18 protein-coding genes are annotated in these 10,349 nt (G+C 64.1%); all 18 read left to right on the forward strand.

Translation table 11 applies throughout. The features are described from left to right. Positions 1-243 precede the first annotated feature (243 nt). From C446_RS00610 to C446_RS00695, 18 genes are read left to right on the forward strand one after another with little or no spacing between them, the layout of a single operon-like run. Complete coding sequence (locus tag C446_RS00610; RefSeq protein WP_006671100.1) at positions 244-1,128, forward strand: putative RNA uridine N3 methyltransferase; 885 nt, start codon at positions 244-246, stop codon at positions 1,126-1,128. Positions 1,129-1,132: 4 nt separating this feature from the next. After that, positions 1,133-2,152 (forward strand): 50S ribosomal protein L3, encoded by a 1,020-nt coding sequence (locus C446_RS00615; RefSeq protein ID WP_006671101.1) that lies wholly within the window; start codon positions 1,133-1,135, stop codon positions 2,150-2,152. A 7-nt stretch (positions 2,153-2,159) separates the two neighbouring features. Beyond that, on the forward strand, positions 2,160-2,912 hold the full coding sequence (rpl4p, locus tag C446_RS00620) for a 50S ribosomal protein L4 (protein ID WP_006671102.1): 753 nt from the start codon (positions 2,160-2,162) through the stop codon (positions 2,910-2,912). Continuing rightward, positions 2,909-3,163: a 50S ribosomal protein L23 gene (locus tag C446_RS00625; protein ID WP_006671103.1), complete on the forward strand. Its 255-nt coding sequence runs from the start codon at positions 2,909-2,911 to the stop codon at positions 3,161-3,163. Before rpl4p ends, C446_RS00625 begins: the two co-directional genes overlap by 4 nt. A gap of 2 nt (positions 3,164-3,165) precedes the next feature. After that, positions 3,166-3,888, forward strand: a complete 723-nt coding sequence (locus tag C446_RS00630; RefSeq protein WP_006671104.1) for a 50S ribosomal protein L2 — start codon at positions 3,166-3,168, stop codon at positions 3,886-3,888. Further along, positions 3,885-4,307: a 30S ribosomal protein S19 gene (locus tag C446_RS00635; protein ID WP_006671105.1), complete on the forward strand. Its 423-nt coding sequence runs from the start codon at positions 3,885-3,887 to the stop codon at positions 4,305-4,307. The genes C446_RS00630 and C446_RS00635 overlap by 4 nt, the downstream gene beginning before the upstream one ends. 7 nt (positions 4,308-4,314) lie before the next feature. Further along, a complete protein-coding gene (locus C446_RS00640) occupies positions 4,315-4,815 on the forward strand; it encodes a 50S ribosomal protein L22 (RefSeq protein ID WP_006671106.1) in 501 nt (166 codons plus the stop codon). Then, positions 4,815-5,777 carry a 30S ribosomal protein S3 gene (locus C446_RS00645; protein WP_006671107.1) on the forward strand — a complete coding sequence of 321 codons (963 nt, stop codon included), beginning with the start codon at positions 4,815-4,817 and terminating at the stop codon, positions 5,775-5,777. The genes C446_RS00640 and C446_RS00645 overlap by 1 nt, the downstream gene beginning before the upstream one ends. Next, positions 5,777-5,998 carry a 50S ribosomal protein L29 gene (gene rpmC, locus C446_RS00650; protein WP_006671108.1) on the forward strand — a complete coding sequence of 74 codons (222 nt, stop codon included), beginning with the start codon at positions 5,777-5,779 and terminating at the stop codon, positions 5,996-5,998. The genes C446_RS00645 and rpmC overlap by 1 nt, the downstream gene beginning before the upstream one ends. A gap of 7 nt (positions 5,999-6,005) precedes the next feature. Then, positions 6,006-6,515 (forward strand): ribonuclease P protein component 1, encoded by a 510-nt coding sequence (locus C446_RS00655; RefSeq protein WP_006671109.1) that lies wholly within the window; start codon positions 6,006-6,008, stop codon positions 6,513-6,515. Then, entirely contained in the window at positions 6,506-6,946 is a 441-nt protein-coding gene (locus tag C446_RS00660) for a 30S ribosomal protein S17 (protein WP_006671110.1), read from the forward strand. The genes C446_RS00655 and C446_RS00660 overlap by 10 nt, the downstream gene beginning before the upstream one ends. Next, positions 6,946-7,344: a 50S ribosomal protein L14 gene (locus C446_RS00665; RefSeq protein WP_006671111.1), complete on the forward strand. Its 399-nt coding sequence runs from the start codon at positions 6,946-6,948 to the stop codon at positions 7,342-7,344. The genes C446_RS00660 and C446_RS00665 overlap by 1 nt, the downstream gene beginning before the upstream one ends. Before the next feature lie 3 nt (positions 7,345-7,347). Next, positions 7,348-7,725 carry a 50S ribosomal protein L24 gene (gene rplX / locus C446_RS00670; RefSeq protein WP_006671112.1) on the forward strand — a complete coding sequence of 126 codons (378 nt, stop codon included), beginning with the start codon at positions 7,348-7,350 and terminating at the stop codon, positions 7,723-7,725. Further along, positions 7,722-8,423 (forward strand): 30S ribosomal protein S4e, encoded by a 702-nt coding sequence (locus C446_RS00675; protein WP_006671113.1) that lies wholly within the window; start codon positions 7,722-7,724, stop codon positions 8,421-8,423. Before rplX ends, C446_RS00675 begins: the two co-directional genes overlap by 4 nt. Then, entirely contained in the window at positions 8,420-8,956 is a 537-nt protein-coding gene (locus C446_RS00680) for a 50S ribosomal protein L5 (protein ID WP_006671114.1), read from the forward strand. The genes C446_RS00675 and C446_RS00680 overlap by 4 nt, the downstream gene beginning before the upstream one ends. Then, a complete protein-coding gene (locus tag C446_RS00685; protein ID WP_006671115.1) occupies positions 8,949-9,185 on the forward strand; it encodes a 30S ribosomal protein S14 in 237 nt (78 codons plus the stop codon). The genes C446_RS00680 and C446_RS00685 overlap by 8 nt, the downstream gene beginning before the upstream one ends. Before the next feature lies 1 nt (position 9,186). Beyond that, entirely contained in the window at positions 9,187-9,579 is a 393-nt protein-coding gene (locus tag C446_RS00690; protein ID WP_006671116.1) for a 30S ribosomal protein S8, read from the forward strand. A gap of 2 nt (positions 9,580-9,581) precedes the next feature. Further along, positions 9,582-10,115 carry a 50S ribosomal protein L6 gene (locus C446_RS00695; RefSeq protein ID WP_006671117.1) on the forward strand — a complete coding sequence of 178 codons (534 nt, stop codon included), beginning with the start codon at positions 9,582-9,584 and terminating at the stop codon, positions 10,113-10,115. The last annotated feature ends 234 nt before the right edge of the window (positions 10,116-10,349 follow it).

The following is a 10,349-nucleotide window of genomic DNA, read 5'->3' on the forward strand; positions in this document are numbered from 1 at the left end:
GCGAACCCAGTCTCCTGAGCCAATAGCTTCCCAATTAGGTACAGTTTCCGCTGAGATGCTGCTTCACTCCGCCACTAAACTAGAACAGATGGGTGAACGACACCTAGTCGAGAGTGTGTGTCCGTTCCCCACGAATTCGGTACTGTGAGCGGTTCACAGCCGTATTCGAATCCGCTATCCTTTTAAGACCCTATCCGCAATACATCGCTACAGTCTAGTGACGCGGCATCCAAGCGTCACGGCATGACCGTCAGCGTACTCGTGCCGTCGTCGCTCACCCGGGAAGCCGAGGACAAACGCGAGGCAACTCGCAAGCTCGGATACGTCGCCCGTGCGGCGACGATCTTCCGGGTCGACCGCCTGATCGTCTATCCGGATTCGGATGGCGACACGGGTCGGTTCGGCGACGGGTTCGTCAGTACCGTCCTGCGGTACGCCGCAACGCCCCCGTACCTCCGAAACGAGGTATGGGGGATGCGAGACGAACTGGAGTACGTCGGCGTCTTGCCGCCGCTGCGTGCGGCGTCACGGACCGGCTCCGAATCGAACGATTCGGGGTCGTTAAGACAAGGGATCGTGACCGAGGTCGGACCTGAAGGGCGCGTCCGGGTCAATTGCGGCATGCAACACCCGATCTCCCTCAATACACCTCCCGACATGGAGGTCTCGGAGGGGGAGCGCGTGACCGTCAGGATCTCTTCGCGACGACCGGTCCGGGCGAAGCTCGTCGATCGCCCCCTCCCGGGGCTTTCAGTCGAGCGGACGGACCTATCGGCAGCACTCGGCCGTGAGGACGCTGGCGTTTGCATCGCCGCCTCCCGTTACGGTGAGACGCTCACCGTGGGGCGGCTCGAGACGCTGGCCGGACGCGTCGAAGCCGACGGGATGACCGTCGCTTTCGGTGCGCCCGAGAGAGGGCTGCCGGACATCCTCGGAATCGAGGCATCCGACGTTGCGTCGGCCCACGCAGGCGACGGGCCGGAGAGCGCGGATGACGGAGTCGAACCCACACCGGCCGATCCGGGGTTCGACCTCTGGCTAAACACGGTTCCGGATCAGGGAAGCGACGTGGTACGCACCGAAGAAGCGGTGTTCGCCACGCTCGCTCCCCTCTCACTGAGAGAGTGATAGAATGCCACAATCAAACGCACCACGGAAAGGCTCACTCGGGTTCGGTCCACGAAAGCGCGCCTCCTCGGAGGTTCCGCGCTTCAACTCGTGGCCGGACACTGATGGACAGCCGACGCTCCAGGGCTTCGCGGGCTACAAGGCCGGCATGACCCACGTCGTCATGGTCGACGATAAATCGAATTCGCCGACCGAGGGGATGGAACAGACCGTCCCCGTGACGATCGTGGAGACGCCGCCGATGCGCGCCGTCGCCCTGCGTGCGTACGAAGACACGCCGTACGGAATGAACCCCGTAACCGAGGTCTGGACCGACGAGTTCGCCGACGAACTCGATCGCGTTCTTGACCTCCCCGGCGACGACTACGACAGCGACGCCGCCGAAGACGAGCTTCGCGGACTGCTCGAGGAGGGTCGCGTCGACGACGTTCGTGCAATCACGCACACGGTACCGAGCGAGGTGCCGTCCGTGCCCAAAAAGAAGCCGGACGTCATGGAGACTCGAGTCGGTGGCGGCTCCGTCGAGGAGCGCGTCGACTTCGGTCTCGACCTACTCGAGAACGGTGGCGAACACGTTATGAACGACGTGTTCCGCGCCGGCGAGTACGTCGACGCAAGCGGCGTTACGAAAGGGAAAGGGACCCAGGGCCCCGTCAAGCGGTGGGGCGTCCAGAAACGAAAGGGCAAACACGCCCGGCAGGGATGGCGTCGCCGCATCGGGAACCTCGGTCCCTGGAACCCGTCCCGCGTTCGGTCGACCGTTCCGCAGCAAGGTCAGACCGGTTACCACCAGCGGACGGAACTGAACAAGCGCCTCGTCGACATCGGCAACGGTGCCGACGCGACGGTCGACGGCGGCTTCGTCAACTACGGCGAAGTCGACGGACCGCACGCGCTGATCAAGGGCTCGCTCCCCGGGCCGGAGAAGCGTCTCGTACGCTTCCGCCCGGCGATCCGACCCGGAGACCAGCCGCGCCTCGACCCCGAGGTCCGGTACGTCTCCACCGCATCCAACCAGGGGTAGATAGACAATGGAAGCAACAGTATACGACCTGGACGGCTCGGACGCGGGCTCGGTCGATCTCCCGGAGATCTTCGAGACCCAGTACCGTCCGGACCTGATCGGCCGCGCCGTGCGAGCCGCCCAGGCCAACCGGAAACAGGATTACGGTGCCGACGAGTTCGCCGGCCTTCGAACGCCGGCCGAATCGTTCGGCAGCGGCCGAGGCATGGCCCACGTCCCGCGACAGGACGGACGCGCACGACGCGTTCCACAGTCCATCAAAGGACGCAAGGCTCACCCGCCGAAAGCCGAGAAGGACTGGACCGAATCGATCAACACGAAAGAGAAGAAGCTGGCCGTCCGCAGCGCCATCGCTGCGACGACCGACGCGGAACTCGTCGCCGATCGCGGCCACGAGTTCGACGAGGACCTCGAGCTGCCCGTCGTCGTCGACGACGAGTTCGAGGACCTCGTGAAGACCCGCGAGGTCGTCGACTTCCTCGAGGCCGCCGGTCTCGAGGCCGACGTCGAACGCGCCGACGAGGGTCGTGGGGTCCGTTCCGGTCGCGGGAAGACCCGCGGTCGGAAGTACCAGGAACCCACGTCGATCCTCTTTGTCACCTCGAGCGAGACGGGGCCGTCCCGTGCGGCTCGAAACCTGGCCGGTGCCGACGTCGCGACGGCTGCGGAGGTCAACGCGGAAGATCTCGCACCCGGTGCACAGCCGGGTCGACTGACCGTCTGGACCGAAAGCGCACTCGAGGAGGTGGCTGACCGATGAGTACGATCATCGAGCACCCACTGGTCACGGAGAAGGCGATGAACGACATGGACTTCGAGAACAAGCTCCAGTTCGTCGTCAACCCGGACGCGACGAAGCCGGAGATCCGTGACGAGGTCGAGAGCCGCTTCGAGGTCTCGGTCAACGATATCAACACCCAGGTCACGATGAAGGGCAAGAAGAAAGCGACAGTCAAACTCTCCGAGGACGACGACGCACAGGAAGTCGCCTCGCGAATCGGGGTGTTCTGACGATGGGACGACGAATCCTCGGACAGCGACGTGGTCGCGGCACTTCCACGTTCCGCGCCCCGTCCCACCGGTACAAGGCAAAGCTCGAGCACAAGAAAGAGGAAGACGACGACGTCGTCCGCGGCGAGGTCGTGGACATCGAACACGACCCTGCTCGCTCCGCGCCGATCGCCGCCGTCGAGTTCGAGGACGGCGACCAGCGTCTCGTCCTCGCTCCCGAAGGCATCGCCGTCGGCGAGGAGATTCAGGTCGGCGTCTCCGCGGAGATCAAGCCGGGCAGCACGCTCCCGCTCGCGGAGATTCCCGAAGGTGTGCCGGTCTGTAACGTCGAAGCGAACCCGGGCGACGGCGGCAAGTTCGCTCGCGCTTCGGGTGTCAACGCAGACCTGATCACCCACGACCGCTCGGCTGCGGTCGTCCAGCTGCCAAGCGGCGAGGTCAAGCGCCTCGATCCGCAGTGTCGTGCCACCATCGGCGTCGTTGCCGGTGGCGGCCGAACGGAGAAGCCGTTCGTCAAGGCAGGGAACAAACATCACAAGATGAAATCGCGGGGCGGTATCTGGCCCCGCGTCCGTGGTGTGGCGATGAACGCCGTCGACCACCCGTTCGGTGGCGGTGGCCGCCAGCACCCCGGCAAGCCGAAGTCCATCTCGCGGGACGCCCCGCCGGGACGGAAGGTCGGTGACATTTCCTCGCGCCGAACCGGTCGAGGTGGAAACAAATGAGTCAGGAGTACCGAACCGGCCGCGAAGGTGAGTTCACCTACCGCGGCCACACGCTCGACGAGCTGCAGGACATGGAGCTCGAGGAAGTCGCGGAACTGCTGCCCGCACGAAAGCGGCGAAGTATCGAACGCGGTCTCTCCGTCGAGAAGCGCAAGCTTCTCGAGGAGGCCCGCGAGAAAGGCGAGGAGGAGACCGCCAACGCGCCGATCCGGACGCACCTGCGGGATATGCCGATCCTGCCGGAGTTCGTCGGACTCACGTTCGAAGTCCACAACGGACAGTCCTTCGAGCGCGTCTACGTCGAGCCCGAGATGATCGGACACTACCTCGGCGAGTTCCAGCTGACCCGCACGTCCGTCGAACACGGACAGGCCGGGATCGGTGCGACTCGCTCCTCGAAGTTCGTGCCACTGAAGTGATCATCGTATGGGAATCAACTACTCAGTCGACGCGGACCCGGACGCGACCGCGAAAGCGATGCTCCGGGAGCGTCACATGAGCCACAAGCACAGCAAGGAGATCGCCCGCGAGATCAAGGGTCGCACCGTCGGCGACGCCCGGGCGTACCTCCAGGACGTGATCGACGAGGAACAGTCGGTACCGTTCAAGTCCCACAACAGCGGTGTCGGGCACCGTTCCGACATCGACGGCTGGGACGCAGGACGGTATCCCGAGAAAGTCTCGAATGCGTTCCTCGATCTGCTCGAGAACGTCGAGGCCAACGCCGATCACCAGGGCTTCGACGGCGAGTCGATGGCGATCGCTCACGTCGCCGCCCACAAGGTCGGCGAGTCGGCCGGTCGCAAGCCCCGCGCGATGGGACGTGCCTCGGCGTGGAACACGCCGGAGGTCGACGTCGAGATCGTCGTCGAGGAAGTCGACGAAACCGAAACCGACTCCGACGAGGACGAGGAGGGAGATAACTAATGGCTGACGAACAACAGTTCATCGAAAACGGCCTGCAGCGGTCTCAGATCGACGAGTTCTTCCAGGAAGAGCTCGGCCGCGCTGGCTACGGTGGCATGGACGTCGCCAAGACGCCGATGGGAACCCAGATCGTCCTCAAGGCCGAAAAGCCCGGGATGGTCATCGGCAAAGGTGGCGAGAACATCCGCAAGGTCACGACCGCCCTCGAGGAACGGTTCGATCTCGAGGACCCACAGGTCGACGTCCAAGAGGTCGAAGAACCCGACCTCAACGCGCGGATCGTCGCCGATCGGCTGGCCAACGCTCTAGAGCGTGGCTGGTACTTCCGGAAGGCCGGTCACACGACGATCGACCGGATCATGGAAGCCGGAGCGCTAGGTGCCGAGATCGTCCTCTCCGGGAAGGTCACCGGCGCTCGCTCGCGCGTCGAGAAGTTCAACCGTGGCTACATCAAGCACAACGGCCAGCCCGCCGAAGAGATCGTCGACGAAGGGCAGGCGACGGCCGTTATGAAGCTGGGTACCATCGGCGTGACGGTCAAAATCATCCCGCCGAACGCCCAGCTACCTGACGACTTCCACGTCCACGAGGATCTCGATCCCAAAGAGATCGTCCCCGATGCCGTCGAGGCCAACGAGGCCGAAGGTGTCGAGGAACTCCTCGAGGGCGAGCCCGACGAGGCCGACGCGGCCCCGGAAGGCGTCGAAGCGGCGGCCGACGAGGCCGACGCCGACGAGGACCTCGACGAAGAGGTCGTCGAGGAAGTCATCGAGGAAGAAGTCGAGGCCGACGCCGACGCCAGCGAGGAGTTCGAAGAAGTCGAAGTCCCCGGCGGCGACGAAGACGTCGAGGAAGAACTCGAGGAACTCGAGGAAGACGTCGAGGCGGAAGCCGAAGAGCTCGTTGCGGAGATGGAAGACGAAGCCGACGAGGCCGACGAAGACGAGGGAGGTGACGCCTGATGGCGATTCTCCACGTCGAAGAGATCCGCGACATGACGCCTGCCGAACGGCAGGAAGAGCTCGAAGAGCTCGAAACCGAACTGCTCAACCAGAAGTCCGTCCTCGCGGCCGGTGGTGCCCCGGAGAACCCGGGTCGCATCGGTGAGATCAGTCGCACCATCGCACGGATCAAGACGATCCAGACCGAGGAAGGCGACTTCGAGGACGAAGACGAACAGTAAGATACACATGGCACTGACACCCGAGACGCTGCCACGACACGAACTCAACGGCCTCCCCGTCCGCGTCGTCGAGAGCGACGACGAATCGCGGGTCGGCCTCGAGGGCCGGGTCGTCATCGAGACGACGAACACGCTCTCGATCGAAGTTTGCGTTCCGCCGGAGGCGGAGCGTTGGGACGGCGGCGTCGCCGCCGACCGTGACGACAGCGAGTCTCGGGTGGTGATGGTGCCGAAATCGGGCTCGACGTTCGAGTTCGCGATCACAGATGACGCCGCCGACTCCGCCAAGGAGTCGGGGACCGCGTCCAAACTGGCCGACACTCAACCTGCGGAGACCGAGCGATCGGAACCCGGAGACCGGGCTGGCGGCGATGCCGCCAGTCGTCGCGGCGACGGTTCGACTACCCGTTGCTGCGGTGCCGGCGAGGGCGTGGCCTACGTTACGGTCGATGGATCGCGCTTGCTCTCACGACCCGCCCGACGCACGGAAACGAATGGTGATTCACCATGGCAATAGGACTAGACGTTGAAACCCCTCCGGAACCAGAAAACCCGGAGGAATACGACTACGAGAAGTGTCCGTTCTACGGCGAGCTTCCCGTTCGAGGACAGGTCCTCGAAGGGCAGGTCGTCTCGACGGACATGGACAAGACCGTGGTCGTCGAGCGAGAGTACGACGTGGCTGTACCGAAGTACGACCGGTACATGAAGCGTCGCTCGCGCATCCCGGCACACGTACCGGGCGTGCTCGAGCCGCTCTCGGTCGGTGACACGGTCAAGATCGCAGAGACCCGACCACTGTCGAAGACCAAATCGCACGTGGTCGTCGAAGTAACTGAAGAAGCGACCGCCGAGGAGGTCGCGGAGCTGACCGGCCAGGCCGAACCCGAACCGGAACTCTCCGACGAGGACCTCGCCGCGGCCGCTGAAAGCGAGGGTGATCAGTGATGGAGGCGATGAAAGCCGACGTCACGCAGGGCCTCAAGAAGGGGTCGCTGGTCACCTGTGCAGACAACACCGGCGCTCGAGAGCTGAAGGTCGTCAGCGTCTCGGGCTACCACGGTACCAAGAACCGCCAGCCGAAGGCGGGGATCGGTGACAAGGTCACGGTCTCCGTGACTAAGGGTACCCCCGAGATGCGCCGTCAGGTCCTCGAGGCAGTTATCGTCCGCCAGCGGAAGTCGATCCGCCGGCCCGACGGCACCCGTCTCAAGTTCGAGGACAACGCGGCGGTCATCATCGACGAAAACGAAGAGCCCCGCGGAACGGAGATCAAAGGCCCGATCGCCCGCGAAGTCGCAGAGCGCTTCGGGGCGATCGCGAGCACCGCAACGATGATCGTATAGACCATGACGGAGCAACCACACAAACAGCGAACGCAGACGGAGCGTGCACCGCTGCACAAGCGACAGAAGCAGCTCCACGCGACGCTGTCCGACGAGCTCCGCGAGGAGTACGACACCCGACGGACCCGCGTCAACGCGGGCGACCAAGTCGAGGTCATGCGCGGCGACCACGCCGGCGAGGAAGGCGAAGTCGTCCGTGCGATCCTCGAGGACGGGACGATCCACGTCGAGGACGTTACCGTCGAGACGGCGGACGGCGAGGAAGTGCCGCGTCCGCTCGACCCGTCGAACGTCCGTATCACGGAGCTCGATCTGGAGGACGAGCGTCGCGAGGCACGCCTCGAAGGCGACACAGACGAAGGAGAAGGTGATAGCGAATGACGAACCATCAGAAACGACTGTCGGTTCCCAAGACCTGGCCGGTCGAACGGAAGACCGACGTCTTCACGGTCAAGGCCAGCGCCGGTCCCCACGGCGAGGACGGCGTACCGCTCGTCGTCCTCCTGCGGGACGTGCTCGGCTACGTGGATTCGACGAAAGAAGCACGGTACGCGCTCTCGGAGGACTCGATCCTCGTCAACGGGGAGCCGATCAACGACGAACAGCGTCCGATCGGTATCTTCGACATCATCGCGTTCCCCGGGCGCGAAGAGTATTATCGCGTCTTCCCCGACGAGGGCGGTCGGCTCGCGCTGACCGAGATCGACGCGGACGCCGCCGAGAGCCGACTCGGTAAGATCGAGGGCAAACAGCAGGTGTCGGGTGGCGACACGCAGCTGAGCCTCCACGACGGGACGAACGTCCTCGTCGAGGACGGCGACGAGTACAGCACGAAAGACTCGATCGTCGTCGACAACGAGGACAAGTCCATCGTCGCACACTTCCCCTACGAAGAGGGAGCCCTCGTGACTGCCGTTCGCGGCAACCACGGCGGGAAAATCGGCGAAATCGAAGACATCGACGTGACGCTGAGCAGCGGCTCGAACACCGTCACGGTCTCGACCGAGGACGGTGAGTTCGAGACCGTCGAAGAGTACGTCGTCGTCATCGACGAGAACTTCACTGGTGATGACGAATGAGCGAAGCTGACGCCGGATTCCACGAGATGCGCGAACCCCGCATCGAGAAGGTCGTCGTCCACATGGGCGTCGGTCAGGGTGGCCGCGAACTCGGCAAAGCCGAAGACATCATCGAGGAGATCACAGGGCAGGAAAGCGTCCGAACCCAGGCGAAACAGACCGAACCCGATTTCGGCATTCGCCAGGGCGATCCGATCGGCACGAAGGTCACCCTTCGTGGCGAGGACGCCCACGAGTTCCTCGAGACGGCCCTGCCGCTTTCGGAGCTGTCGGAGTCGCAGTTCGACGATACGGGCAACTTCAGCTTCGGGGTCGAGGAACACACCGAGTTCCCGAGCCAGGAGTACGACCCGAACGTCGGGATCTACGGACTGGACGTGACCGTCAACCTGGTCCGTCCGGGCTACCGCATCGCCAAGCGCGACAAGGCGACGCGGTCGATCCCGTCGAGTCACCGACTCACACCCGAGGACGCGGTCGCGTACCTCGAGTCGACCTTCGACGTAACCGTGGAGGAGTCCGCAGATGAGTGAAAGCGAACCAGAGACCGAACCGGAGACCGAATCGGAGGCGGAAGCGGCCGAGTCCGAGGCCGCCGGTGCCGACCGGACCGGCGAGCACGCCGCAAAGCGCACCGGCCAGATCGAGGAGTGCCAGCGCTGTGGCCGCAAGCAGGGTCTCGTCGGCAAGTACGACATCAACCTGTGTCGACAGTGCTTCCGCGAAATCGCCCGCGACATGGGATTCAGGAAGTACCGATAATATGACAGGGAACGACCCACTCAGCAACGCGCTCTCGGGACTCGATAACGCCGAGAGCGTGGGGCATCTGACCCACGAGGTAACGCCCGCCTCGAACGAGATCGGCAGCGTACTCGAGGTCTTCTACGACCGCGGGTACATCGACGGCTTCGAGTACGTCGACGACGGCAAAGCCGGTCAGTTCGAGGTCGAACTGAAAGGAGCGATCAACGAGTGTGGCCCAGTCAAGCCCCGCTACAGTGCCGGTGCCGACGAGTTCGAGAAGTGGGAGAAGCGCTATCTCCCCGCTCGGGACTTCGGCGCGCTCGTCGTCACGACGAGCAACGGCATCATGAGCCACTACGAGGCTCGTGAGAAGGGTATTGGGGGCCAGGTGATCGCATACGTCTACTAATCATGCGAGTCGAACTGGAAATCCCCGACAACGTAACCGTCGAGAAAGACCACCTCGATGTGACCGTCGACGGACCGGAAGGCAGCGTCACACGCCGCCTCTGGTACCCCGACGTGAGCGTCGACGTGGAAGACGACACCGTGGTCATCGAAAGCGAAGCCGAGGACGCGAAGACGAACGCGACCGTCGGCACCTTCGAGAGCCACATCACCAACGCCTTCCACGGCGTGACCGAGGGCTGGGAGTACGAGATGGAAGTCTTCTACTCTCACTTCCCGATGCAGGTCCGTGTGGACGGCGACGAAGTCGTCATCGAGAACTTCCTCGGCGAAAAGGCACCGCGACGCACGACTATCCACGGTGACACCGAGGTCACCGTCGACGACGAGCAACTCGTCCTCTCGGGCCCCAACAAGGAAGACGTCGGCCAGACGGCGGCCGACATCGAGCAGCTGACGCGAGTCAGCGGCAAGGACACGCGTATCTTCCAGGACGGGGTCTACATCACCCAGAAACCCGCCAAGGGGGGTGTCTAATAGATGGCAGACGACGAACAATCGGAACCGGACGCTGACAGCGACGAACCGCAGGCGCTCGAGGACATCAGCGGCGTCGGCGCGAGCAAGGCCGACGCGCTGCGCGATGCCGGCTTCGAGTCCATCGAAGACATCAAGCAGGCCGACCAGGACGACCTGGCCGAGGCCGACGGCGTCGGTAACGCGCTGGCGGCCCGTATCAAGGCCTGTCTCTTATACACATCTCTGAGCGGG

Source organism: Halobiforma nitratireducens JCM 10879 (assembly GCF_000337895.1).
Classification (GTDB): Archaea; Halobacteriota; Halobacteria; order Halobacteriales; family Natrialbaceae; genus Natronobacterium; species Natronobacterium nitratireducens.